This is a genomic window from Pseudoalteromonas sp. A22, from assembly GCF_018141345.1.
In the GTDB taxonomy this organism is placed as follows: Bacteria; Pseudomonadota; Gammaproteobacteria; order Enterobacterales; family Alteromonadaceae; genus Pseudoalteromonas; species Pseudoalteromonas maricaloris.
Map to the genome: position 1 here is coordinate 1,972,717 of NZ_CP047238.1, position 25,093 is coordinate 1,997,809.

Annotated in this window: 23 protein-coding genes; 19 read left to right on the forward strand and 4 right to left on the reverse strand. The window is 40.9% G+C overall.

Features of this window, described 5'->3' with window-relative positions; all coding sequences use genetic code 11:
• Window positions 1–31 precede the first annotated feature (31 nt).
• The 8 genes from serC (at window position 32) to pyrF (ending at window position 7,640) form a co-directional block, all read left to right on the forward strand.
• Window positions 32–1,114, forward strand: coding sequence for a 3-phosphoserine/phosphohydroxythreonine transaminase (serC, locus tag GSF04_RS13635; protein ID WP_211859806.1), 1,083 nt, complete (start codon window positions 32–34; stop codon window positions 1,112–1,114).
• The gene (gene aroA, locus GSF04_RS13640; RefSeq protein WP_211859807.1) at window positions 1,114–2,394 is read left to right on the forward strand and encodes a 3-phosphoshikimate 1-carboxyvinyltransferase; all 1,281 of its coding nucleotides are present in this window, start codon (window positions 1,114–1,116) and stop codon (window positions 2,392–2,394) included. The genes serC and aroA overlap by 1 nt, the downstream gene beginning before the upstream one ends.
• Before the next feature lie 253 nt (window positions 2,395–2,647).
• Complete coding sequence (cmk, locus tag GSF04_RS13645; RefSeq protein WP_017217320.1) at window positions 2,648–3,364, forward strand: (d)CMP kinase; 717 nt, start codon at window positions 2,648–2,650, stop codon at window positions 3,362–3,364.
• 97 nt (window positions 3,365–3,461) lie between these two features.
• Window positions 3,462–5,129 (forward strand): 30S ribosomal protein S1, encoded by a 1,668-nt coding sequence (gene rpsA / locus GSF04_RS13650; protein WP_017217321.1) that lies wholly within the window; start codon window positions 3,462–3,464, stop codon window positions 5,127–5,129.
• Window positions 5,130–5,190: 61 nt separating this feature from the next.
• The gene (gene ihfB / locus GSF04_RS13655) at window positions 5,191–5,481 is read left to right on the forward strand and encodes an integration host factor subunit beta (RefSeq protein ID WP_010377033.1); all 291 of its coding nucleotides are present in this window, start codon (window positions 5,191–5,193) and stop codon (window positions 5,479–5,481) included.
• Window positions 5,482–5,498: 17 nt separating this feature from the next.
• On the forward strand, window positions 5,499–5,762 hold the full coding sequence (locus tag GSF04_RS13660) for a LapA family protein (protein WP_010377035.1): 264 nt from the start codon (window positions 5,499–5,501) through the stop codon (window positions 5,760–5,762).
• A 2-nt stretch (window positions 5,763–5,764) separates the two neighbouring features.
• Window positions 5,765–6,901: a lipopolysaccharide assembly protein LapB gene (locus GSF04_RS13665; RefSeq protein WP_211859808.1), complete on the forward strand. Its 1,137-nt coding sequence runs from the start codon at window positions 5,765–5,767 to the stop codon at window positions 6,899–6,901.
• Window positions 6,902–6,929: 28 nt separating this feature from the next.
• A complete protein-coding gene (gene pyrF / locus GSF04_RS13670; RefSeq protein WP_045990776.1) occupies window positions 6,930–7,640 on the forward strand; it encodes an orotidine-5'-phosphate decarboxylase in 711 nt (236 codons plus the stop codon).
• A gap of 37 nt (window positions 7,641–7,677) precedes the next feature.
• Here the strand turns inward: pyrF and GSF04_RS13675 are convergent, their stop codons facing one another.
• The 4 genes from GSF04_RS13675 to GSF04_RS13690 form a co-directional block, all read right to left on the reverse strand.
• Window positions 7,678–8,448: a hypothetical protein gene (locus GSF04_RS13675; RefSeq protein WP_211859809.1), complete on the reverse strand. Its 771-nt coding sequence runs from the start codon at window positions 8,446–8,448 to the stop codon at window positions 7,678–7,680.
• On the reverse strand, window positions 8,445–10,250 hold the full coding sequence (locus tag GSF04_RS13680; RefSeq protein WP_211859810.1) for a 6-hydroxymethylpterin diphosphokinase MptE-like protein: 1,806 nt from the start codon (window positions 10,248–10,250) through the stop codon (window positions 8,445–8,447). The genes GSF04_RS13675 and GSF04_RS13680 overlap by 4 nt, the downstream gene beginning before the upstream one ends.
• A 283-nt stretch (window positions 10,251–10,533) precedes the next feature.
• Entirely contained in the window at window positions 10,534–10,854 is a 321-nt protein-coding gene (locus GSF04_RS13685; RefSeq protein ID WP_211859811.1) for a hypothetical protein, read from the reverse strand.
• A 42-nt stretch (window positions 10,855–10,896) separates the two neighbouring features.
• The gene (locus GSF04_RS13690) at window positions 10,897–11,184 is read right to left on the reverse strand and encodes a hypothetical protein (RefSeq protein ID WP_211859812.1); all 288 of its coding nucleotides are present in this window, start codon (window positions 11,182–11,184) and stop codon (window positions 10,897–10,899) included.
• Window positions 11,185–12,414: 1,230 nt separating this feature from the next.
• Between GSF04_RS13690 and tssJ the strand changes: the two genes are divergently transcribed.
• The 11 genes from tssJ to GSF04_RS13745 all read left to right on the forward strand — a co-directional run bounded on the left by tssJ (window position 12,415) and on the right by GSF04_RS13745 (window position 24,968).
• A complete protein-coding gene (gene tssJ / locus GSF04_RS13695; protein WP_010377046.1) occupies window positions 12,415–12,846 on the forward strand; it encodes a type VI secretion system lipoprotein TssJ in 432 nt (143 codons plus the stop codon).
• Window positions 12,846–14,186, forward strand: coding sequence for a type VI secretion system baseplate subunit TssK (gene tssK, locus GSF04_RS13700; protein ID WP_017217327.1), 1,341 nt, complete (start codon window positions 12,846–12,848; stop codon window positions 14,184–14,186). Before tssJ ends, tssK begins: the two co-directional genes overlap by 1 nt.
• Window positions 14,187–14,202: 16 nt before the next feature.
• Window positions 14,203–14,925: a type IVB secretion system protein IcmH/DotU gene (gene icmH / locus GSF04_RS13705; RefSeq protein ID WP_211859813.1), complete on the forward strand. Its 723-nt coding sequence runs from the start codon at window positions 14,203–14,205 to the stop codon at window positions 14,923–14,925.
• Between the two features lie 4 nt (window positions 14,926–14,929).
• Window positions 14,930–18,640, forward strand: coding sequence for a type VI secretion system membrane subunit TssM (gene tssM / locus GSF04_RS13710; RefSeq protein ID WP_211859814.1), 3,711 nt, complete (start codon window positions 14,930–14,932; stop codon window positions 18,638–18,640).
• A gap of 7 nt (window positions 18,641–18,647) precedes the next feature.
• Window positions 18,648–19,640 (forward strand): type VI secretion system-associated protein TagF, encoded by a 993-nt coding sequence (gene tagF / locus GSF04_RS13715; protein WP_211859815.1) that lies wholly within the window; start codon window positions 18,648–18,650, stop codon window positions 19,638–19,640.
• Window positions 19,637–21,220, forward strand: a complete 1,584-nt coding sequence (locus GSF04_RS13720) for a TssA family type VI secretion system protein (protein WP_211859816.1) — start codon at window positions 19,637–19,639, stop codon at window positions 21,218–21,220. Before tagF ends, GSF04_RS13720 begins: the two co-directional genes overlap by 4 nt.
• A 58-nt stretch (window positions 21,221–21,278) precedes the next feature.
• On the forward strand, window positions 21,279–21,797 hold the full coding sequence (gene tssB, locus GSF04_RS13725) for a type VI secretion system contractile sheath small subunit (RefSeq protein ID WP_039495804.1): 519 nt from the start codon (window positions 21,279–21,281) through the stop codon (window positions 21,795–21,797).
• A gap of 12 nt (window positions 21,798–21,809) precedes the next feature.
• Entirely contained in the window at window positions 21,810–23,336 is a 1,527-nt protein-coding gene (tssC, locus tag GSF04_RS13730; protein ID WP_010377056.1) for a type VI secretion system contractile sheath large subunit, read from the forward strand.
• A gap of 218 nt (window positions 23,337–23,554) precedes the next feature.
• On the forward strand, window positions 23,555–23,869 hold the full coding sequence (locus GSF04_RS13735) for a hypothetical protein (protein ID WP_211859817.1): 315 nt from the start codon (window positions 23,555–23,557) through the stop codon (window positions 23,867–23,869).
• Between the two features lie 11 nt (window positions 23,870–23,880).
• On the forward strand, window positions 23,881–24,276 hold the full coding sequence (locus GSF04_RS13740) for a hypothetical protein (RefSeq protein ID WP_211859818.1): 396 nt from the start codon (window positions 23,881–23,883) through the stop codon (window positions 24,274–24,276).
• Between the two features lie 185 nt (window positions 24,277–24,461).
• Window positions 24,462–24,968: a hypothetical protein gene (locus tag GSF04_RS13745; RefSeq protein WP_249122489.1), complete on the forward strand. Its 507-nt coding sequence runs from the start codon at window positions 24,462–24,464 to the stop codon at window positions 24,966–24,968.
• The last annotated feature ends 125 nt before the right edge of the window (window positions 24,969–25,093 follow it).

Here is a 25,093-nt window from a genome sequence, read left to right on the forward strand (position 1 = left end):
ATGATTTAGATTATTTGGAATGAGGAAAAATATGACGGTTTATAATTTTTGCGCGGGTCCTGCGATGTTACCTGTTGAAGTTATGAAAAAAGCGCAAAAAGAATTTCTAGATTGGCAAAATCTGGGTGTTTCGGTGATGGAAGTGAGCCACCGTTCGGCACCGTATCTCGAAATGGCAAAGCAATGCGAGGCAAGCTTACGTCGTTTGATGAACATCTCTGATGAATTTGAAGTCCTGTTTATGCATGGTGGTGGCCGAGGTCACTTTGCTGCTGTACCGTTAAATCTACATGTAGATGGTGTACCTAGCGTATATATCGAGAACGGGATCTGGTCTACCGGTGCGACGAAAGAAGGTGAAAAATTCACGCAAACGCATGCGATTAATATCCGTACTGACGAAAATGGTCAATTCGACATTTTACCTGTCTCCGAATGGAAGTTACCAGAAAACGCTTCATATATTCACTATTGTCCAAACGAAACCATCGACGGTATCGAAATCTTTGACGTTCCAAAGCATGCAACCGCACCAATTGTAGCGGATATGTCTTCCAATATTTTATCTCGCGAAATTAACGTCGACGACTTTGATTTGATCTATGCTGGTGCACAAAAAAATATCGGTCCTTCAGGGCTCAGTATCGCCATTGTACGTAAGACGTTATTGAAGCGTGAAGGGCTGCCCAGACCTGCTATCCTTGATTACGCCATTGAGGCTGATCAGCAAAGCATGTACAACACACCACCGACATTTGCATGGTATCTTGCGTTTGAGGTGTTCAAGTATCTTGAAAGCATTGGTGGTGTTAAAGCCATGGAAGCGCACAATCAAGAAAAAGCAGCCATTTTATACGATTATATTGATGGCTCTGACTTCTATTCAAACAAAGTTGCAAAACATTGTCGCTCATTGATGAACGTACCATTTTGGTTAAATGATGACAGCCTAAATGCTAAATTTTTGGCAGAGGCAGAACAAAACGGTTTAATTGCACTTGAAGGCCACCGTTTTGTTGGCGGTATGCGAGCTAGTATATACAACGCCATGCCAATTGAAGGGATCAAAGCGTTAGTTGCATTTATGGATAAATTCGCACGGGAGAATAGCTGATGGAACAATTGACCCTCAAGCCTATTACTAAAGTCAGTGGCAGTGTGACGCTACCTGGCTCTAAAAGCTTATCAAATCGTATTTTGTTGCTTGCAGCGTTGTGCGAAGGCACGACAAAAGTGACGAACTTATTGGATAGCGATGACATCCGCCATATGTTAGGCGCATTGTCTCAGTTAGGCGTTGAAGTAACGTTAGAAGATGATAATACGGTGGCACTGGTCAAAGGAAATGGTGGCAACTTTAATACCCCCGTTGAGCCGCTATTTTTAGGCAATGCCGGTACAGCATATCGTCCATTAACTGCAGTGCTTGCAGCTATCCCCGGTGATTATGAACTGATTGGTGAGCCACGAATGGAAGAGCGTCCAATTGGCCATCTTGTTGATGCCATGCAAACGCTTGGTGCAGATATTCAATATCTCAAAAACAAAGACTACCCGCCGTTGAAAATTACAGGTAAGCAACTTGCTGGTGGTGAAGTTGAGATTGACGGTAGTATCTCAAGCCAATTCTTAACTGCATTATTGATGGCAGCACCGCTTTTTAGTGGCGATACGAATATTGCGATTAAAGGTGAACTGGTTTCAAAACCTTATATTGATATTACCATTGGCGTGATGACGCACTTTGGGGTTCATGTCGAAAACCACGATTATCAACATTTTGTGGTAAAAGCAGGCCAACAGTATCAATCTCCTGGAACACTTATGGTCGAAGGGGACGCCTCGTCAGCCTCTTATTTCATCGCAGCAGCTGCAATTGCAGGTGGTGAAATTGAGATAAAGGGAGTGGGTAAACAAAGTGTGCAAGGTGATATCGGTTTTGCCAAAGTGATGGAACAAGTCGGTGCAGACATTGATTGGCATGATGAGCGTATCGTTGTCCGAAAAGGCGAGCTAAACGGTGTGGACATTGACGCCAATGCTATTCCCGATGCGGCGATGACGCTTGCAACCGTAGCACTATTCGCAAAAGGTAAAACGGCAATTCGTAATATTTACAATTGGCGCGTGAAAGAAACCGATAGGCTAGCTGCCATGGCGACCGAACTTAAAAAAGTAGGCGCAGAAGTGGTAGAAGGGCACGACTTTATCGAAGTTACACCACCGGCTAATTTTAATTTTACGGATGTAGACACATACAATGACCATCGCATTGCGATGTGTTTTTCGATGGTGGCAGTGGGTGGTCAAGCTATCACGATTAACGACCCTAAATGTACGGCAAAAACTTTCCCAACCTATTTTTCAGTGTTAGAAAGCATTAGTCAGTATTAATTTCATCCAAGGTGTTGAAGATGTTCAGCACCTTACAATCTTCTCTAATATAGTCATCATAACAAAATCAAACACGCGGATATTTGACTGAATTTTATTCAGCCAAAGCCAGTCTGCACCTGACATTTAGTGCCTTTCACTGTACTAATAATTTGAGATATAACAAAAAATGACAGGTAAATAAGGATATATTCAGCAAATTGACGTATACTATGCGCCGTCAAATTCAGGTGAGCATTTTTAGGAGGTCTAAATGCAGGCAGCTATGCCAGTTATCACCGTAGACGGCCCAAGTGGTTCAGGCAAAGGAACTGTTTGTCGCTTGTTAGCTGAAACATTAAATTGGGAAGTGTTGGATAGCGGTGCGATTTATCGCGTGCTTTCGTTAGCAGCATTACACCACCAAATTGCAACTGATAACGAAGAGGGGTTGGTCCCACTCGCTGCCAATTTGGATGTACAATTTTCTATCGATAAAGAAACTAAAAAAAGCAAAATTGTACTTGAAGGTGAAGATGTTACTAACACCATTCGCAATGAAGAAGTCGGCGCAGCTGCGTCAAAAATTGCGGCGCTACCTCGAGTGAGAGAAGCATTATTACGACGTCAGCGCGCTTTTAGAACTGAAGTTGGCTTAATTGCAGATGGACGTGATATGGGAACAGTGGTGTTCCCTGATGCTGAACTTAAAATTTATTTGACTGCAAGTGCAGAAGAACGTGCTCGCAGGCGATTTGTTGAGTTGAATGAGAAAGGCCATGATGTTACACTAAGTGGTCTGTTAGAAGACATTAAAGCTCGCGATGATCGCGATATGAATCGCAAGGTTGCCCCATTAGTTCCTGCTAGCGATGCGATAGTTGTTGATACAACTGAGCATAATGCTGAGCAAGTGTTCAAACAGGTTATGTCTTTTATTCAAGACGCCATTGTGGCCGGTAAACTTCCAAAAAGTTGTTTACCTAAGTAATTTTTTAATGACACAGGCAGGAAGCTAGTGTTTATTTAACAACCCCATGCAGCATGGTTGCTAATTGGTAATTTAACTTTATAGAGACGTATTTAGTATGTCAGAAAATTTTGCGCAGTTATTTGAAGAAAGCCTACAGGGTTTTGAAGTTGAGCAAGGCTCAATCGTTAAAGGTACAGTAATCGCTATCGAGAACAACGTTGTTCTTGTTGATGCTGGCCTTAAGTCTGAAAGTGCAATCCCTGCAGAGCAATTCAAAAATGCTGCTGGTGAACTAGAAGTTGCTGTTGGCGACGAAGTTGATGTAGCACTTGACGCTATCGAAGACGGTTTCGGTGAGACTATCCTTTCTCGTGAGAAAGCGAAGCGTCACGAAGCTTGGATCCGTCTAGAGAAAGCATGTGAAGAGCACGAAACTGTTGTTGGTATGATCAACGGTAAAGTTAAAGGCGGTTTCACAGTTGAAGTTGATTCAATCCGTGCATTCCTACCTGGTTCACTTGTTGATGTACGTCCAGTTCGCGACACAGCTCACCTTGAAGGTAAAGAGCTAGAGTTCAAAGTTATCAAGCTAGACCAGAAGCGCAACAACGTTGTTGTTTCACGTCGTGCTGTTATCGAATCTGAGAACTCACAAGAGCGTGAAGAGCTTCTTCAAAACCTTGTTGAAGGTCAAGAAGTTAAGGGTATCGTTAAGAACCTTACAGACTACGGTGCATTCGTAGACTTAGGTGGTGTTGACGGTCTTCTACACATCACTGACATGGCTTGGAAGCGTGTTAAGCACCCTTCAGAGATCGTGAACGTAGGTGACGAAATCAACGTTAAAGTACTTAAGTTCGACAAAGAGAAGACACGTGTTTCTCTAGGTCTTAAGCAACTTGGCGAAGATCCATGGGCTGCTATCGCTGGTCGTTACCCAGAAGGTGCTAAGCTTACTGGTCGTGTAACTAACCTAACTGACTACGGCTGTTTCGTTGAAATCGAAGAAGGCGTTGAAGGTCTAGTACACGTTTCAGAAATGGATTGGACTAACAAGAACATCCACCCTTCAAAAGTAGTTTCACTAGGTGATACTGTTGAAGTTATGGTTCTTGAAATCGACGAAGAGCGTCGTCGTATTTCTCTAGGTCTTAAGCAGTGTAAAGCTAACCCTTGGCAAGAATTTGCTCGTCTTAACAACAAAGGCGACCAAGTTTCTGGTAAGATCAAGTCTATCACTGACTTCGGTATCTTCATCGGTCTTGACGGCGGTATCGACGGTCTTGTACACCTATCTGATATCTCTTGGAACACTCCAGGCGAAGAAGCTGTACGTGAGTACAAGAAAGGTGACGAAATCACAGCTATCGTTCTACAGGTTGACCCAGAGCGTGAGCGTATCTCTCTAGGCGTTAAGCAAATCGACGCTGATCCATTCACTAACTACCTAGACGCCAACAAAAAAGGTGCTATTGTTAAAGGTAAAGTGACTGAAGTTGATGCTAAAGGCGCAACTGTTGAGCTAATCGAAGGCGTTGAAGGTTACATCCGTGTAGCTGACATCGCGCAAGAGCGTGTTGAAGACGCGACTGCTGCTGTTTCTGAAGGCGACGAAATCGAAGCTAAATTTGTAGGTGTTGATCGTAAGAACCGTACTATCAGCCTATCAGTTAAAGCTATCTACGAAGCTGAAGAAAAAGAAGTACTAGAGAAGCTTAAGAAAGATGAGCCTGCGTTCGAAAACGCAATGGCTGCAGCTTTCAAAAATGCTCAAAAAGACTAATTAATCAGTCTTTAAACTAGGAAGGGCGCTTAGCCCTTCCTTTTACACTAAAGGAAACATTATGACAAAGTCTGAATTGATAGAACAACTTGCACTGCAGCACGCTCACGTTCCTGTTAAAGATGTAGAGAATGCGGTAAAAGAAATCCTTGAACAAATGGCTGGCTCATTATCAGACTCGGAACGTATCGAAATCCGAGGCTTTGGTAGTTTCTCGCTTCACTTCCGTTCTCCTCGCACTGGTCGTAATCCTAAAACGGGCGAGACAGTAGAATTGGATGGTAAATACGTACCACACTTTAAGCCAGGCAAAGAGCTGCGCGATAGAGTAAACGAAAGCTTAAATAATTAAGTCTAACGGAGCTAAACTTGGTTGCAGTATTGAAAAAGGGATTAGCTGTTGTTGCCATACTGATTGCATTTTTAGTTGGAACACAAAATCCACAAGTTGTTAATGTCAATTTTGTAATTGCAAGTGCAGAGTTACCACTCGCAACCTTAATGAGTATTTGCTTAGCTCTTGGGATAATTATTGGTTTACTTGTAACAGCGTCGGTTTTATCTAAGCTTAAATGGCAAAATCATCGCCTAAAAAAAAGTAATAGTAAGCTTAGTCAAGCAGCCGAACGCTAGTTATGATCGAGCTGCTGTTTTTATTACTACCTGTAGCCGCCGCTTACGGTTATGTTATGGGTAAAAATAGTGCAAAGAATCAAGCCCTAGAGCAAAGTAGACAAATTACTTCTGAATACAGTAAAGGCCTAAAATTCCTACTAGATAGGGAAGAAGATCAGGGTCTTGAACACCTCACCAAATTACTTGAAGTCTCAGCAGACTCCGTCGACCATTATTTAACACTCGCATCGCTTTTTAGAAAGCGAGGAGAGTTAGATAGAGCGATAAAAATTCATGAGCTCCTACTTAAACAACCTAATCTAGATGAAGAAGTGGTGAAGTCCTGTCGCCTAGAGCTTGCTCAAGATTACGTCTTAGCTGGCCTATTGGATAGTGCTGAAGAACACTTGGTCATCCTTGTAAAACTTGGGTTTAAAGATGCACTCGATCCAATTTTAAACCTATACTCTCAAACTAGAGATTGGCGAAAAGGCGTTCATATGTATGAAGCGCATCCTGAGCTTTTTAAAAAGTCGTCTCATTGCGCGACTATTGCAAATTTTTATTGTGAGGCTGCAAATCAAGAAAAGAATCCAAGCCTATTCGAAAAAGCAACATCGCTCGCGCATGAAACAGTAAGACCCTTGTACGAAATGGGCAAAGATGCATACAAACATGATGACTACGTGAAGTGTATATATTATTGGCGAAAGCTCGTGAGTCAATTTGTATGTATGGCACCGCTAGTAATAGAAGACCTCGAATCCTGTTATGTTCAATTAAACATTCACGATCAATTCTTTGAGTTAGTCTCAGAGCTATTAGAAAAAGGAGGCGTGCTGATCAGAATTAAGTTTTGCCAAGGATTAGTCCAAAAAGGTCATATTTCTGAGGCAATAGAGTTTCTAACTGATAGTTTAAAGCGTGAACCATCAATTAGGGGCTTTAGTTATTTGCTGCAACTCATTAGCGGCAAAGATGCTAAAATAGACCACGTACTACAAGAAATAGATAAATTGGTTAAGTCTTATATTGCAACTAAGCCAAACTATCAATGTGGTCATTGTGGGTTTACAAGTCATACGATGTATTGGTTATGTCCCTCCTGCAAACATTGGGAGTCACTTGCTCCAAGCCGTGGGTTAGACGGTTTTTAAGTTTTTAATTTGGCCAAATAGGGTAACTATGTCGACACAAGATTTAAAAAAGGTTTTGATTGCGCTTGATTATGATAATGAAGAAGCTGCATTATCATTTGTTTCTCAGCTTTCACCTGACGAATGCCGATTGAAAGTAGGTAAAGAGATGTTTACCTATTTTGGCCCTCAGTTTGTAAAAAAACTGGTAGATATGAATTTTGATGTATTCTTAGACCTGAAATTTCATGATATTCCAAATACAGTCGCAAAAGCAGTAACTGCTGCAGCTGAGCTTGGTGTGTGGATGGTAAATGTTCACGCCAGCGGCGGTCACGAAATGATGTCAAAAGCAAAAGAAGCGTTGGTAGCTTACGGCGATAAAGCGCCGTTACTTATTGCTGTGACCGTGCTAACGAGTATGGATCAAGGTCAGCTATTAAAGCTTGGAATTGAAAAAACGCCTCAAGAGCAAGTGCTATATCTAGCAAAATTAGCGAAAGAATCAGGCCTAGACGGCGTAGTTTGTTCTGCACAAGAAGCCGAACTTTTAAAAGCTCAACTCGGTGAAGAGTTTAAGCTTGTGACACCTGGTATCCGACCAGCAGGTGCTGATGCTGGCGATCAAAAACGTATTATGACGCCTGAAAAAGCAGTGAAAGCGGGTAGTGATTATCTAGTGATAGGGCGTCCGATCACTAAAGCTGAAGATCCTGCAGCTACGTTGAAGGCGATTAACAGTAGCATAGCCGAAATTTAAATTGCAAAGCCAACGTAATATTCACGTTGGCTTTATTTTACTGTCCAAGTCGTGTGTCGCAACTATAGGCGAAGTAAAACTCCTCCGGAAGATATTGAGCATAGACCTTAGTCTTGTTGTGCTTATTGGTATACCACTCACCCATGAACGTGTAATTTGGATCATCGCTAGTAATGAAATTAAACTTCTCTAGCTTTGTTTTATCAGTCGCTCCAATTTTTAGCGTCAGCGAGTTGTCGTTAAGTTTGTAGTTTCCCCTAGCCAGAAAGTCATATCCTCTGTTACTTTCAGTTTGCTCGGTTGCTCTAGCTATCACTAAGTTCTTGTTTGACCTTATACAAATTTCATAAAGAAGGGATTTATAACCATATTGTTCATACACAATGGATAAAATACCTTTTGTTAACTCACTAGTAGAATACGGGAATGCTGTACTAGACGAATCGCTAGTACCCAAAGAATCGCTAGTACCAAATGAGTCACTAGTACCAAATGAGTCACTAGTGCCAAATGAGTCACTAGTACCAAATGAGTCACTAGTACCAAATGAGTCACTAGTACCAAATGAGTCACTAGTACCAAATGAGTCACTAGTACCAAATGAGTCACTAGTACCAAATGAGTCACTAGTACCAAAAGAATCGCTAGTATCAAGCGATTCATTCGCGGTATTATTGGTTTGGGTTACACTTCCGTATAACTCCTGATTAATTCCATCACTAATTATTTCAGCAGCAGATGCAATTGATTGTACAGTACTTGCTAAAACCACTGTAGTAGGTAAAACAGCAAATAAATTAAATTTCACGATCTATCCTTACAATAACTTAAAATTTCTGTTTTTATCTTTGTTACTATTGCACATAGTATAGGTTTTATATTTAAGAAATAATCCTCCTTTTTATCCTTAGGTATATGGTTTGTATGGTTGAATACTCCAAAAATGATATACTTAAAGCTACCCGATAAGACGAGCATAACCTCTCTTTCATTTGAATTTGATTCTAAACCACTGATGAAATTAGAAAGCGTCGATTTTAATTCATTTAATGTTCTGGTTTTTTCTAAATCTTTGATGTGCGAATTTAATATTTCACAACATCTATATAAATTGTTTTTAAATGTAAAGTTTATATGGTTGAGGTTGTTTACTTTTTTCAAACTTTTTTCAAATAGTGAAAAGGAAAAAGGAATTGAGTTTTGTTTCAACTCCTTTGTTGGTATTGCACCATTTATCAATGCGCCATTACTTATATTCTCAACACTCAGATCAGGATTAATCTGGATTAACGATTCAACCGCTTTTCTTGATTCGTTGAATATTCGAGTTGTTAACACTCTTTCAGTCTGATTACCTAGCACATAGTGCTGACCAGTAAAGCGACATCGACTCAAAGCATCTCTTTCGTTATAGTATTGAGAGTGCTTACAATGATGCATTTCCTCATCAACAAAACCATAATCACATCCAGATAATACAAACTTTTTTACGCCCAGACTTACAAGTGCAGATATCGCTGTATTTGTAACGGTTGGGTTGCTATAGTAAAGCGGAGTGATTGCATGTTCTTTTTTAATAATTTCTGTTGTAATGTCATTTGCTTTAAAAAAAACTAATCTATTCTCGAATGCTAGCAGAGTTTTATGGTAGACGGTGTTTAATGTTATCAATAGTGTATTTTTCAATAGAGGACTTTTTAGGTAATCTTCTTTAATATAATAGCCATCCTTACTTCTCTCCATTTCTACATGTATATGTGGAACAATGTTTTTTCTAAGTAGACTCGGTAATGATGTCCCACATGATACTACAATACCATTAAATTTATTTATATCATCAATTATAAGATCTAGCGAAGGACCATTTCCTACAATCAAAGCTTTATGGCTTTCTAGAAAAGAAAAATCTGATGTTTTAAAATTTTTTAGACTTTTTATGTTTTGAGAGGAATGTTTTAAACTCATCATCTCATCTTCCATAAAGCCCCATAGACTTACGAAGGAGTTTCTCCATTCCTTAAATGATTCATATATTTTGTCAAATAACTGACAGTTATAGTGTCTAAATAAACTAATATCACTAAATATTCCACAACTTCGATTAGACGAGTAGGATGCTAAACTATCTAAAAAGTCACTATAGCTCTTACAGTTAATGAGCTTTAGATTACCACCGCGTGCTTTACACTCATTTTCTATCGTTTCAAGATCGATGTTAAACCGGCCTAGGGCTTCAAGCTTTTGATCCTGCTCAATAATTATCACATCTATATAATTTAGCTTGTTAAGTAATGCGGGAACGTGATAGCCAGCACCTAAGCCAAGAATGATGAGTGTACTGGATGTAGGTGTCGAGTTTGGCTTAAAGCCCAATGCTAATGCAATGTCATGTGATTCATTTATAAATTGTTGATGGCAATACTGTGTTTCAGCTATGGATAAATTTAGAGAAAGGTGAGTTGGTCTATTAAAGAAAAGTTCCACTTGCTTAATGCACTGAACTTTAGGGTCAATGCCATAGAATTCTAATTCGAGAGACTTAGCATGTAATTTATCTCGAATCTGAGGGGAGTGTGATTCGTTCTGTGAAATTTGAATACTTGCTTTCATATATTGTTCTAGTCCTTGATATCTAATTACTCGATAAGCATTAGAATTGAGTACCCATATTAGCATCAAACCTGAAAATTTTCTTTCAATTTAATAGAGAAGGCACCTTGCGAGGAGCAACCATAGATGATGGATTGAAGTCTACTCTAAAAGTAATGTGTAGGGTAACCTTGTATTTTATTCGCTATTTAGTGATAAGTTAGTTGGGTATTAAGCAATATTTGATGGAAGCTTGATTAGCCATACCGTTAGTATGGCCTATCGATAACAGGATAGTTGTCTCTTATTCTTCGTTAACAGCAGTTTCAAAATTTAAACTAAACTGACCACTGCGCTGTACTGAGAAAATGGCCTTTTGCCAGTTCTCTTCTTGATTTGATGTCGCATTTTCGAACAAGCTTAAAAAAAGAACGGAAATTTCATCACTTACTGGTATAACGTGCGCTTGTTTTGGTGTGCTAGTGTCATAGTAAAAAGCGGAACACCTAGGTATATTGTCGTCATGGTAGTCCAATACGAGCCGCGCTTCACTCCACGGCTCTTTAATTTGTTGGTATAGATACTGGCCCAATTGTTGTGGGACTTGTCGGTTTTCTTCTCGCATTCCAACTCCTTGTTATGTTCAGCGATAAATGTTGCTCTGATTTTACTGGCGACTTTTGGCTTTAGTATGTGCTATAAATTTGTAGATCCCAAAACCGACCAGTATAAATATGATCGACTGACCCGCGGCTTTACTTATGATAACCGCATCGGAAAATAGCCCTGAAAGTATAGACATACAGATAAAAAACGAAAGCACTGATGTTAGTAACACAATGGCTTTTATCCAAGATTGAACTAGCTTATGTCTCTGCTTGCTAATCAATACAGCAACGATAAAACTGATCAAAGAAACCAAAAAACCAATAAAATACAGCTCCGTTGTGCTCATGGTATTTCCTTATTAATAGGTGAGTAAATTATTTTATTCATTTTCTGTCGCTTTAAAGAAACGTTTCACAAAGTGTTCGGCTCAATTACTCTCCGAAATCACTCTCGATCCAATGAAATCATGGCATTCAAGCCGATAAATTAAGCTGTACTTTGCCAAGAGTCGGGTGAAAAAAGTATCGTCGTTCCTGACGCTTGTAAGCACCGCGGTCGCGTGGGTAAATCTTTAGTAACTCGCCATTTTATACGGTCTTGTGAATAGCTAACTTTTAAAATAAGGGAGCTGATCAAAGATTGTACATTGGTTTTTACAAAAACTTGGCTTTTCTCTGTTTGTTTACGTAGTTCAGTCCTTGGCTTTGAGGTGAATTGATAAGAATAAGTGTGCTCAGAAGTCACCCTCGTACGAATTTCAAAAAGGGGATCCTTGAAAAAAGTGCTTATTTGAACTGGGTTGATTGTTTCAAAAGTCACATTATTCCCAGCCAAAAGTTTGTAAGAAAAATAGGAACCTGATCCTAAAGTGCTATGGTAAACAAAAGCTTCATTTATACAAGTGCTTAGTTCAAAACTAACGACCTTAGTACTTTGGCTTATGCCGTAAATGGTCATCCTTGTGTGCATGATATTTAACCTTAGTTGCTTTAAAAACTCTCACAACAATCCACAAAGCATTGGTTAATGCAGTGTAAACATGATTTTTTGATGTAATTATCTGTTATTAAATAAATTCATATAATAATAGAGGTTATTACATGGATTGAGTCGAATTCAAGTGTGTTTTTTATAGCTTGATAATATTAATTTGATATTAAGGTTGATCTAGAAAATTCGTTTGTGTATCGTATGCGCCGTTCGAGAATGTACATCAAAAGTCCAGATGTTTAGTGTGGTTTTTGTTTTCAGGGAAGTGTCTATCTCAACAAGTTGTAAGAAAGCTTAATGCAAACTGAATTGCTCACTAAGCTTCATGACTTCCTCTCTGAATGCCCAATAAAAAGTAAAACCTACAAAAAAACAATGGCTTAAATGTTTTTTAAGAAGATTTCCGAATGTTAACTTAGTATTCAGTTACAAACTGCATACTTGTGTTCTGTAATTTCTTGTTAAATAGTTAAATCAAATGTATTTTTACTATTGTACTGGAAATTAAAAAGATTAATTGTTTCCAATAATCTAATTTGGATGTCTTATAATTGAGGCTGATATGGCTAGGAATGCTTTATTTATAATGGTTTTGTTTTTGACTGGTTGTATGTCTACTTACGTTAAGTTAGACGTAACTGCTACTGATAACATAAATTTAAACCAGTTTAACGAGCCACTACCTGTGGTATTAAAAGTATATCAACTTACTGATATTCAAGCGTTTAAAAATTCTACATTTGAACAGCTTTGGAAGTCAGATAAATCAATTCTGGCTAACACCTTAGTTACGGTGGAAGAACGCACCGTAAACCCCTCAGATCGTATAAAAATCGAGTTTGAACAAGCTGAATCTGCAAAGTACGTGGCTTTTGTTGCGCTATTTAGAGATAGAACGGGTGGTAACTGGCGCGCATTTTATGACTTAAATGATTGGCCTGTGCCTTTATCTACTTCTCTAGATATTGAAATTACAAGTAACTCGCTTCGCTTACCTGAAGTAGAGGAGGACAAGTAATGCAGCACAACAACGTATACAAACCTGTTTGGGCTGAAGGTTTAATGCTAAGTCAGCAGCACTTACAACTGTTCGATCAATACCAGCAATCTCAACTAGCTGGTGTACAGCAAAGTCTTAGAGACAATGCATATGGTTTAGACCGCATTGTATTCGACGAATCGGCGTTAGCCAAAGGTGTAGTCAAACTGCAAAGTATTGCAGCAATCTTCAAAAGTGGTCGTCATATACATCATGTTTTTGCTGACAACGAAGCACCTATGTTTGAGCTTGAAGATAACAAAAGCGAATACATCATTAGTGTGGCGCTCGCGAACAATCATTCAGTAAGTAATATCCAAGGTTACCCGCAAACTGGGCAACTTAGTGCTTATGACTGTGATTTTGTTGAGCTTCAAGATGCACATGATCCAAACCGAAAAGCAGAAGTGATGGTTGCTAAACCTAAACTTATGCTGGTTGAGTTCAGCGCAAGTAACAGTTTTATCGAGCAATTGCCTTGTATAAAAGTTATACGTGGTGAGCATGGGCAGTTCGAAATTGACTCAAGTTATATTCCTCCACTGCTAAACATCAAAGCCCATGGCTATTTAGCCGAGCGTGTAAATAAACTCGTCAATATGGTTGAAGCTAAGTACACCGCGATGTTTACCAATCGTGCGAGTATGGGGATCGTGGAAGATTTTGGTCCAACAGAACTCAAACACTTTTTGTTATTACAAACATTTAGCTCTGTTTTTCCTGAGATTAAGCAGTTAAGTACCACAGCCAAAACTAGTCCTGATGCGCTGTTTATGGCACTAAATAAACTGATCTGCCAACTGATCAATTTTGAGCCAGAAGCGAGTAAATTTGAGTTACCAGTTTATGACCATCAAGACTTAACGCGCAGCTTTGGTTTAATCGAAACTCATATTCAAACCCTTATTGGTTCGATAAGCGCAGCACGCTCGTCTGATCTAGTACTCAGTGCAATCTCTCAGTCTATCTTTGAGGTTAAAGACATAGAAAGCAGTACCTTGACACGGGGTGAGCTATACATTGCGGCTTTCTATGAAAACGAATCTACGCAATGGATCGAGTTGTTTGCAGAGCAGGTTAAGCTGGCAGCGCCAAGTCAGCTAGAAATATTAATCGCTTCAGCGCTTGGTGGGGTGAAGTTAACACATTGCCAGCGTCCACCGAATAGAGTGTCTGTTAAAGGTGGATACGAGTATTTTAAAGTTGAGCCACATGGTGCTGCTTGGGAACAAGTTGTACAGGAATTAGCGTTAAGAATCTTTGTGCCATTTAGCCTTCAAGGCGTGAAACTTGAAGTGGTTTCAGTGGCGAGTAAATAGTTAGTAGGTAAAGGTCATGGAAGCGTCGAAAAATAAATCTGAACTAGTCGCCTGCATTTCTCCGGTACTTGAAGTGCTTACTTCAATTCGCCAGGGCGGGGCAGATCATCAAGGAGTTGATGGTCTACGCAGTAAAGTCATGGATGCTTTTGATGAATATGAAAAGAGCTGTTATGACGCACGGATCAGTGCGTCGGAAATGCAGGAAGCCAAATTTGCATTAACCGCTTTGGTCGACGAGCAAATCATGACGGCACAGAAGCCGTACAGTATGGAGTGGATGGCGCGACCTTTACAATTAGAATTATTTGGCAACATGCGTGCGGGAGAAGCTTTTTTTGAAAAGCTTGAAAATATCCGCCGTGCAGCAGCGCAGCAACACACGGTTTTGGAAGTATATTTTGTTTGTTTACAACTGGGTTTCGAAGGGATCTATAAGATCAAAGGGGTAGAGCAACTCAAAGCGTTGATGTTGGATGTTAGAGCGCAATTAGAAGAGCTTGCTGGACCTGCAAAATTACAGCTTTCTGATAATGCAAAACCGCAAGAAAGTATGGTCACTAAAGTAGGAAGAAACCTACCTTATTGGGTTATTTTATCGGTAACGCTTGCTTTACTAGCCAGTATGTATGTTGGTTCAACGTATTTCATTGAGAATCGTGCGAACCAGCAAGTCGTGCAAATTGATAAGCATATTGAAGTACTAACGCAGTTAGAGAAAACAGGGAAAGCGAGGTAACATCATGTCAGGAGTAAATCGTAGTGGACTAGTGCATCTAGTCTTAGGATTTTTGTCATCTCGTGCGACGGCTCATTGGGTCGGCATATTCGCAATTTTGACGCTAATTTGGTTTGCTGGTCGGTTTATTGGCCTTGAAGATCAAAATCATCGTTTAATGGTGATGGGGGCGGTATTTGGTCTGTTTTGTCTTACTTTATTAGTTCGATGGTTGTGGGTGAAGCGCTCTGGTGACAAGTTAGCGAAAGAAATTGCCAATAATCATGCGGGGACAGAAGCCGAAGTCGAAGAAATTAAAGCCAAAATGGAAGAAGCGCTGTCTGCATTAAAAGCTTCTCATTTAGGCGCTGGTTATCGTGGTAATGCTGCGTTGTATGCATTGCCTTGGTATATGATCATTGGTCCGTCGGCTGCGGGTAAAAGTACGTTATTTGCAAACTCTGGGCTGCATTTCCCTTATTCAAAATCTAATCAACTGCATATTCAAGGTTTTGGTGGCACACGTAATTGTGACTGGTGGTTTTCAGATCAAGCCGTTTTGATTGATACCGCAGGTCGTTATACCACTGAAGAGTCAGACAATGATCAATGGTTGTCATTCTTAAAGCTGTTACGTAAATACCGCTCTAAACAGCCAATCAATGGCGTAATGGTGGCGATTAGTGTTGCCGACATCTTGACCTCAGACAGCGAACAGATCCGCGACCATGTTAAACAGATCCGCGCTCGTATTGATGAGTTAATTAACCAACTTGGACTTATCTTTCCAGTATACGTGGTGTTTACCAAATGTGATTTGATCAGCGGCTTTGAGCCTTTCTTTAATGAATTAAGTGAAGATGAGCGTAAACAACCTTGGGGCGCATATTTACTTGAGGAAGATGGCACCAATACCGGTGAAGTGGCGAGCGAGAACTTTTCAAAACATCTTACTGGCCTGTATGAGCGACTGTGTGATCAACGTCTAGTTAAAATGACGCGTGAACGTAACGCCCAACGTAAACAACTGATTTATGATTTTCCTAATCAGTTCAAAGCGGCGTCTGCCAAAGTTGAAGAATTTATTGACACATTATTTAAAGAAAACCCGTACCAGGAAGTACCGTGGTTTGCTGGTGTGTATTTTACCTCTGGTACGCAAGAAGGTACGCCTATCGAGCGTAGCGCAACGAGCAAACTATCTACGTTTAGGTCAGTATTGTTTGAGTATCGCCAAGAAAGCATTACCTCCGCGTTTTTTATCAACCAAGTATTCAAAGATGTGTTGTTTAAATTGCAAGATCTCACTCGGGGTAACCGGAAAAAGCGCCGCGTACAAAAATGGCTCAAAGGCTTTGCAGTATGCTTGTGTGTGACGTCGGTATTTGCTCTTGCGGGTTTGTTGGTTAACTCTTATACCCACAATCAACAGCTTTTAACAACCAGTGATAAATTAACGACTGCTGTTGTTAATACACGAGTTGAAAACCAGCCGTTGGCCGAGCAATTTAATTCAACTTTGTCTCTTTTTGCACACTATCAAGAGCTAATCGGTTATGAGAAAAAGCTGCCTTGGTATTTCTTACTCGGGGTTTACAGTGCAGATAACACTATTAAGCCAATAGAACAGGTATTACGTCAACGTGTACAAGCGCTCATTGGCGAACCAAGTTCGGAGCTTGTGCAACAAGCACTTTTTGAAAGCCACCAAAACTGGATTGCACTGCTAAGTACAGAAGAACAGGTAGCTAAACGTATCGAGCCAAAGCTACGTGATAAGTACTATCAAGCACTTAAGCTGCAACTCATGATGAGTAACGAGTTTGAGCGTTTAAATAAAGACTATGCGAAGTCTGAGCTACTGGACTACACGGCGGATCGCTTAGAGCTAACGCTAAACGAAGACACGCAAGCATTAACAGAGCAACTGTCAGGATTGATTGATTTTTACTTAGCTCAATTAGCAGTTGAGCCTACACCGCAGCAGCTTGCGATTTGGCAGAATAATGATTTCTTGGTGAGTCAGGCTCGTTCAGACTTAATGAGTGCGCCAGAGCCAACCGCATTATATGAGCAGATCAAAGCAAAAGTAACGGTATCAAAAGCCGCACTAACGCTTGATCAAATGATGCAGCAAAACAACAAAACCTTTTTGCAGTCCAAGATTAGCATTCCATACGTTTACACCAAAGAAGCATGGGAAAACGAAGTGTACGACGCCATCAAGGTCATCGCGAGCAAAGCATTCTCTGGCGACTGGGTGATGGGCACAGACAACGCAGAAAGCGAAGGCTCTGTTGATGAAGCAAAAGCAAGCGCTTTAGTTAAATCTATCCGTGCACTGTATTTCAGAGACTATGCCAATGTGTGGTTTGAGTTTTTAAATTCAGTAGAAATAAGCCCATTTAATACGAGCAACGCGGCAAGTTTAACGCTCGCTCAGTTGTCATCACCAGAAGGTCCATTGGTCGATTTAATGGCGTCAATCGACGACAACGTGAATCTAATTGATTCGCCAAACAAAACGGTAGAAACAGAAAAGTTAACCGAGCAGGCAAATGCATTACTTGCAAAGTCTAAAAACAACAAGGTTAAAGGTGCAAAGATAGAAGCCGCTGCGAGAAAGCGTGTACCTGAACTGTCGAGCCGCTTTGCAGATCTTCGTCGCTATACGGCAAAAGGAGAAGAGAACGCTCGCTCTGATTACCTAGAGCAATATCTCGGTGCTTTGAGTGCATTTCATTCAGACATCAAAACGATTGCGGCGAGTAACAATGATGACTATATGGCGATGTCATTTACTCAAACGCTGTTAAATGGTGATAGCAAAAACCATGCGCTGCAAAGTGCATGGGTGGTGGTCGAAAGCCAAGTCAGAGCGCTTGACCCAGATACTAAGCAAGCACTTGAAAAACTACTAAAAGCACCCCTTTTAGCGAGTGTGCAGACAGTAATGAACGAAGCAAAAGTACAGCTTAATGAGCGTTGGTCTAATCAGGTATTCTTAACATACAAAGAAAATATCCGTGGTAAATATCCGTTCAATATCGACGGGCCAGATGCAGCAGTTGAAGATATTAGTGAACTGCTGAACCAAGAGTCAGGTGTGTTCTGGCAATTTATGGCTGAGAATCTATCTCCCTACCTTCGTTTAAAACGTGGTGAGTGGGTAGAGAAAACCTGGAACGGTATCGGCATTGGCTTTAAGCCAGGAGTACTAGACAAGCTAACTAAGGCGAGAAAGGTAACGCGTTCGCTATTTCCTCGAGACGGTTCTGAGGTAGGGATTAGCTTCCAAATGATGCCTGTGGCACAAAAGGGATTAAAAGAAACTTATATCGGCTTTAGTGACCAAAATTACCGTTATAGAAACGAACCTGAAGAGTGGCGTCGTTTTAACTGGCCTGCTCGTGCGGGCACTGAAAAAGCAGTGGTATATGGTTTAGACAGTGAAGGCCGCAGAATCGAAATCGAAAAGTCAGGGCCTTGGGCATTCCTAAAAGTATTGAATGAAGCGAATGTACAGTGGGTTCGTGGTACTGAATTTATGGCAACATGGCAATTACAAAGAGAAGCAGAGGCTAGTGTTGAACCAATCCAAGTTCAAGTTGCACTTAAGTCGAGCAGAAACAGTGGCATATTCAGCAAATATTTTATGACGTCATTTGCGCTGCCTGAGTCTTTGTTTGATACCAAAGTGAGTGTAGCTTCCAATGAAAACTTGGCGTTGAGGTAACATAGGCATGTTCGGTTTTTTTAATAATAAGAAAGTCGCCAAGGTGCCAACGACTCAGCCATTTGGATTTATGGGTAAGAACCCAATTCAAGCGGACTTTATTAAGTTTAACGTTGACTCAAGAGAAGCAATAGCACTTGAACGCTGGCTTCAAGAAGGTTACGCAGACATGAGCCGACAGGCGTTGATAAAAGATGCCGCTTCTCAAAAAGAGCAGTCAACGCTATTTTTTATCGCCTCAGGTCAAGACGAAAACTGTTTACTAGGCACACTACAGCCAAGCGAAGATAAAAGTGGAAGACAATACCCATTTTGCTCGTTTGTATTATCGAGTAATGCGGACTACAAACAAAACCCTGCATTTCTATTTAGCGAATGTGGCAGTGCGTTTAAATCATTAAGTTTAAACCATGAGCTGATCAGAAACTGCAGTAGTGTTGAGCAAATGCGCCATAGCGCACAGGAGCTTAAGCAGGCAAGTGAGCTGGTTTCGCAACCGATTGATTTTGATAAGGCAATGTCTTCACTACGAGCTTCACCGATACAGCGTATATGGGATGCGCTTGAATTAGAAGATCTTGACCAGCGAGCACAATTAATCAGCCAAGTGATGTCTGCGCTTAAAATGATCAAAACCCAAGGCTGTTTGCGTTGTCAGTTTGGATTGAAGTTACCGATGCCACAAGTGGGTGAAGATACCCAGTTGTTAGGTGCATTTTGGCTGCATCTTATTACTAATATGGTGGCCGATCATCACTGGCAGCCTTGGTGTTTTTATAACTATGGTCAATTGAGCCAGAAAGCTTCGCTAGTGGTGTATTGCAGACCTATGCCGGCCTCGTATTTTGCGTCAATTTGGCTTGAACACAATAGCTTGTCGACGACCATTAATCTAACAGGGACTTTGCCACAACATCCGGTGACACCGCATATGTATGAATTGGCAAAAGCATCAAATATGAGTGTTTTCGATGCGCTAAGAAGTTGGAGTAAGTTATGAGTCAACCACATAAGTATCAGAGCTGGCAGCAGTGGTGTGAAAAGTTATTAGCGCCTCTAGGCGGCATGCCATGCGGTGACGATTTGAAATACGAAGAGTCATTTAAATTACTAAAAGCCTCTTCGTCAGGTGTTGCTGAGCCAGACTTCAAAGCTAACTTTATTTTGGCATCAGAGCTTTTAGAAAAGCAGAGTAAGGATATTCGCATCGCGTCGTATCTAACGTTGGCCGCTACGAATGAGTTTGGGCTCGAAGGTTTGATCCACTCGTTAGATTTGTTTAATCAGCTTTTGCAACAGTATCAGGCGCAGATCCACCCAGTGAAAGAACGTGCGAGAGCATCGGTTCATACTTGGTTCTTACAACAACAACAGCGCTTACTTGGTGTTGCTACAGCGCATAGTGCGACAATGCCGGAGCAATGGCCAGAGTTAAAGCGCGTACTTGAACAGTATGCATCAGAATCCGTGGCAATACTTGATGCAGACTCAGGTCCGCTTGCTGATTTAAAACACTGGTGTGAGCAAGGTTTGATTTCGCAACCAGTTCCTGTACAACCTGTTGCGACGGTACAAGAGCCTGTCGAAAAGCATGAGGTGGTCACAGCAGAGCAGCCTCAAGTACAGCAACCTGTAGCGGCGACTTCACAGCCTACAGCTGTTGCTTCAAAGCCAGTTTCTACACTTGCTATTGCCGTGGAAGCACCGCAGTCAGACTCGGCTTATACAGAGCAAGTTCGCAAACTATTGGCGTATGACAAAGAAAGCCAAAATTGGATGCGAGCGATTCGCTTGGCACGTGCAGTGAGGTGGGGGGCGCTTGCATTGCCACCGCACGATAATGAGTTGAAAACGCGCTTACCAGCCCCAAGGCAAGCGGCATTTGTGCCTATTGAAAACGCCTTAGCTGCACAAAACTTTGCCCAAGCGTTAGAAAAGGCAGAAGCCTTATTCATGGAAGGGGCGATGCATTTTAACCTTAACTTACAAAGGCTAACCATCGCTGCACTTGAAGGACTCAAGTTATTTAAAGAAGCACAGTGGATCGATTTAGAACTTGCCGCAATCGCTGATCAATACCCAACACTGCTCAGCCTTAAATATGAAGACGGAAGTGAATTTTGTTCAGCAGCAAATCGCGAGCGAATTGGCGAACATAAATTACTAAGCCAAGGTGAAGGTGCAAGCACAGACGGTAATCAGAAGGTTTGGTTAGATAAATTTAAAGAAGCGCAGGCGCTTGTTGATCAAAACAAGCTTACGCAAGCACTGCAGCTAATGGAAGGGTTTGCACAAGACAAGTTCGATTTTGCAAAGCAAAAATTATATCAAGCACGTTTATTGATGCGCAGTGAACGCGCTGATCTTGCCTATCCAATGTTTGAGCAGCTGCTTAAAGACATTGAACAGTACCGACTGGACCTATGGCATGAGTCGTTTGCTCTAGAGGTTTGGCGTTATGCCAAGCAATGCAATGAAGCAGTATCTTTGGAGCAAGGAGATGAATTTGACCTACGAGCAACTGCGATAAAGCAGCAGATGCTCGTAACCAAAGTAAGCTCAGCGATTGACTGGGTTTGATTGTTAACCGCTGGGCTTGTAACGGCAGGCGCAACGACTGATTAAATAAGGAAAGACTATGTCTGATACGTTTCAAAAAGAGATCCCAAGAGCGCGGATTAATATAGCGCTTGAGCTGGAAACCGAAGGTGCAACGCAAAAGAGTGAACTACCGATGAAAGTTTTGGTGGTTGGTGATTATTCCAACGGCCAAAACGACAGTGACCTCGCTGAGCGAGAGCGCATTGCTATTAATAAAAATAATTTAGAGCAAGTGCTAAAAGACATGTCACCAAAGGCAAAGTTTCAAGTATCGAACAAAATCGCAGGTGATGGTGAAATCGGTATTAACCTAACGTTTGATGATTTTAAGTCATTCGATCCAGAGCAGGTTGCAGCGCAAGTACCAGAGCTTAACAAGATGATGTCAATGCGTAACTTATTACGTGATCTGAAATCTAACTTGCTTGATAACTCAACGCTGAGAAAAGAGCTTGAGCGCATTTTGCAGAACAAACCAGAACTTGATGAGTTAAAAGCACGGCTAAACGAGTTAGCGCCGCTTTTGTCTGAGCAAGAGAAACAACCGCAAGAGTAAGGACACAAACCGATGAATATGCAAGAAACATTAAACGTTGAAGCGCGCAAAGAAGAGACTTTGACAGCTTCAGCTTATGAAACAATCTGTAATCTTGTGTCTATTGAGCCGGTTTCAAGTGAAATCAGCATAGATAACTTCCGTGATGCTAATAATCTTGCGGAAACAGACACCAATGAGCGCTTAACTGCTGCTATCAATGTCTTTTTAGACATGGCCACTAATGACAGCAAAGAAGTATCGCGTATCGACAAGTTATTACTTGATGACTACATTGCCAAAGTTGACAAAATTATCTCTGAACAGCTGGACGAAATTTTACATCATCCGCAGTTTCAAAAAGTAGAGTCAGCGTGGCGTTCACTGCGTTATTTGGTGAATCGTTGTCCAAATAACTCAAACGTAAAGCTTGAACTACTTGATGTTGATAAAGAAACACTACGTGACGACTTCGAAGAAGCACCAGATACCACGCAATCTGCGCTTTATAAGCAAGTGTATACAGCTGAATATGACACACCAGGGGGCGAGCCAATTTCGACTATGGTGTCAAACTTTGAATTTGATTGTTCAGCGCCGGATGTGTCGTTATTGCAAGAAATTTCAAGGGTTTCTGCAGCAGCACATTGTCCTTTCTTAGGCAGTGTTGGTGCAAAGTTCTTCCTAAAAGATTCGCTTGAAGAAGTATCAAAAATTCAGGATTTGGGCTCTTACATGGAGCGTGCTGAGTTTTTACGTTGGAAGAACTTCCGTGAATCAGAAGATGCACGTTACATTGGTTTAGCGTTCCCACGTTTCTTACTGCGCTTACCATACGGCGACTTAAACCCAATTCGTCACTTTAACTATCAAGAAGACGTTAGCAGTGAGCATCATGAACGTTATCTATGGGGTAACGCGACATTTGCGTTCGCGGCAAATATCGTCCGTAGCTTCCACCAAAATGGTTGGGCGGTAAATATTCGTGGTCCACAATCTGGTGGTCGCGTTGAAAATCTACCTCTGCATTCTTTTGAGGCAGGTCGTGGTCAAGAAACTAAGATCCCAACGGAAGTACTTATTTCTGAAACCAAAGAGCTTGAGTTTGCAAACCAAGGGTTTATCCCACTGAGCTACTACAAAAACAGTGACTTTGCGTGTTTCTTCTCTGCAAATAGTGCGCAAAAGCCACAAATTTTTGAGACGCCGGAAGCCACCTCTAACTCGCGGATCAATGCAAGATTACCTTACATCTATTTGGTATCGCGTATTGCACACTATATGAAGGTGATCCAGCGTGAAAATATCGGTTCAAGCAAACCTCGTCACGAACTTGAGCAGCAACTTAATGATTGGTTAGGTGCATTAGTTACTAAGATGAATAATCCAGACGAGTCTCTAATTGCGACGCACCCGTTAAAAGATGCCAACGTGACTGTGTCGGAGATCCCGGGTAATCCTGGTTATTACCGTGTGAATACGTATGTGGTTCCACATTTCCAAGTGGAAGGTATCGACGTACGCCTCGCACTCGTTGGTCAAATGCCTGGCGAAAAGTGAAGGCCAGTTGAAGAACCAATGAAGCGTATTTAGGGCAGTGAATGCTGCCCATTATTAAAGTTTACATTTAAATTAAAAAAACAAAATAGCTTTACAATGTGTCTTGTAAATATAAAGGTAAAAACACGTTGTTTAGTTAGTTGTATCATGGGGATTTGTGACAACTTAAAAATGCTTTTAATCATTTTTATATCGGTGAAAGTTTAAAGGAATATTTTATGGCAAACTTGATAAAAAAAGCAGGTCATTTAGGAAGGGCCTATGCTGTTCTGGAGCTTGTTTATAGGCAATTTTATAAAAATGGCAAAGATGCAAATGAAGCTTATCTTAAAATGCTGCCTTTAGTTAAGGATGCTATAAAAACTCATGGTCGGGATTCAGAAGTAGCAATAGGAGCTTTAGAGTTACTAGCTGATCTTGCACCTTTTGGCGCAAAAAGAAGAAACTTCAAGCGGCGTTATGTTGATAAACCTGATGGTTGGAAGCAGTTACCAGCAGACCCGAATCAGCTTTCGTATGGATACTGGTATTAAATGGTGTATTTATGAACATAAAAGCAGACCATATCATTTGGAAAGTTATATTTTTGGTGCAACTATCTGTGACACTGTTTTCAATATACGAAAATCAAGCTTCAGCTCTTTCAGAGCTCAGAGCTACATTTATTGGGGGAGTTCTTTTTATTGCTGATAGTTTAATTTTGGCAGCAAACCTTTTTCTGATTTTACAAGTGCGTGTTCTAAGTCGAAAAGTATGGTTTTTTATAGCTTGGCTATGGTGGTTTTTAAATATTTACAGCTTACTAAATGAGTTTTATTTGGGCGGTTATACCTCGTCTGAAATGTTGTTCTTTGGAAATATAATCTGGCTTTTAATTTTATTTTCCTTGCCTGTATTTAAGTACGGAAACTTTGTAGGAAATCTTAGTAAAGCTGAATAAAGCTAAAACGATTTACACTTCCATGATGCACTTTAGTGCATGCGTTAAACGGTGGAAGTGACGTGCGCCTTGAACTCGTTAGTCAACAACCTAGCGATAGATAAAGACCGCCAATATAAGTGAATAAAACTATCTAAGGCTGAGAACGTAGCTTTAGACAAGAAGCGATGAGGCAAAGGATTGTCATGTTGAAGCGAAAAATATGTAACTGGTTGATGATACTAAGTACAGTCTTGGTGGCTAACTTAGCTTATAGCCAGGAGCTGACACCAGAGCTCTTTTTTGCAAAAAAGAAATTACAAGAAGTAACTATCTCTTACACCAAGGCGATGGAAACGTGTTTTGAGCATACTCCACGCGTTCGCCCAAGCGAGCTAGAGACAGACAAACTAGAGATAGAATTGGTTGTAGAGGCAGTAAATTACCTGCATTACCTTGCGCTTAACCATTGTATGAAAGACGAATATATTCGTTTCTTAAGTGCAGTTAACTACTACAACTCTTTGGTTAATCGTGATGAATGGTTAGAGGTTGATAGCTTTGTTATTTCCGCTTTGGAAGAAGAAGTACGTGGAGAATTCGAATTTAAACAGTTACCCGAAGCGGTTCAGCAGCACTTTTTGCAGCTGGATATACTAAAAACGCCATTTGATGCGGCGACGTTAGTGATGGAATTACGTGGTGACTTATAACATGTAGTGAAAGATTGCCCCAAGTTGGCTGCCACCAACTTGGGACATGTTCCCAAATTGGCATAAAGCGTGGCGCTTTGTTTGGGGATCAAACGTGAAAAACATGCGTTTGATCAATGCCTTTA

Coding starts and splice junctions, on each gene's coding strand:
- serC (WP_211859806.1), top strand. CDS start 32: ATGACGGTTTATAATTTTTGCGCGGGTCCTGCGATGTTACCTGTTGAA.
- aroA (WP_211859807.1), top strand. CDS start 1,114: ATGGAACAATTGACCCTCAAGCCTATTACTAAAGTCAGTGGCAGTGTG.
- cmk (WP_017217320.1), top strand. CDS start 2,648: ATGCAGGCAGCTATGCCAGTTATCACCGTAGACGGCCCAAGTGGTTCA.
- rpsA (WP_017217321.1), top strand. CDS start 3,462: ATGTCAGAAAATTTTGCGCAGTTATTTGAAGAAAGCCTACAGGGTTTT.
- ihfB (WP_010377033.1), top strand. CDS start 5,191: ATGACAAAGTCTGAATTGATAGAACAACTTGCACTGCAGCACGCTCAC.
- GSF04_RS13665 (WP_211859808.1), top strand. CDS start 5,765: ATGATCGAGCTGCTGTTTTTATTACTACCTGTAGCCGCCGCTTACGGT.
- pyrF (WP_045990776.1), top strand. CDS start 6,930: ATGTCGACACAAGATTTAAAAAAGGTTTTGATTGCGCTTGATTATGAT.
- GSF04_RS13680 (WP_211859810.1), bottom strand. CDS start 10,250: ATGAAAGCAAGTATTCAAATTTCACAGAACGAATCACACTCCCCTCAG.
- GSF04_RS13685 (WP_211859811.1), bottom strand. CDS start 10,854: ATGCGAGAAGAAAACCGACAAGTCCCACAACAATTGGGCCAGTATCTA.
- GSF04_RS13690 (WP_211859812.1), bottom strand. CDS start 11,184: ATGAGCACAACGGAGCTGTATTTTATTGGTTTTTTGGTTTCTTTGATC.
- tssJ (WP_010377046.1), top strand. CDS start 12,415: ATGGTTTTGTTTTTGACTGGTTGTATGTCTACTTACGTTAAGTTAGAC.
- tssK (WP_017217327.1), top strand. CDS start 12,846: ATGCAGCACAACAACGTATACAAACCTGTTTGGGCTGAAGGTTTAATG.
- icmH (WP_211859813.1), top strand. CDS start 14,203: ATGGAAGCGTCGAAAAATAAATCTGAACTAGTCGCCTGCATTTCTCCG.
- tssM (WP_211859814.1), top strand. CDS start 14,930: ATGTCAGGAGTAAATCGTAGTGGACTAGTGCATCTAGTCTTAGGATTT.
- tagF (WP_211859815.1), top strand. CDS start 18,648: ATGTTCGGTTTTTTTAATAATAAGAAAGTCGCCAAGGTGCCAACGACT.
- GSF04_RS13720 (WP_211859816.1), top strand. CDS start 19,637: ATGAGTCAACCACATAAGTATCAGAGCTGGCAGCAGTGGTGTGAAAAG.
- tssB (WP_039495804.1), top strand. CDS start 21,279: ATGTCTGATACGTTTCAAAAAGAGATCCCAAGAGCGCGGATTAATATA.
- tssC (WP_010377056.1), top strand. CDS start 21,810: ATGAATATGCAAGAAACATTAAACGTTGAAGCGCGCAAAGAAGAGACT.
- GSF04_RS13735 (WP_211859817.1), top strand. CDS start 23,555: ATGGCAAACTTGATAAAAAAAGCAGGTCATTTAGGAAGGGCCTATGCT.
- GSF04_RS13740 (WP_211859818.1), top strand. CDS start 23,881: ATGAACATAAAAGCAGACCATATCATTTGGAAAGTTATATTTTTGGTG.
- GSF04_RS13745 (WP_249122489.1), top strand. CDS start 24,462: ATGTTGAAGCGAAAAATATGTAACTGGTTGATGATACTAAGTACAGTC.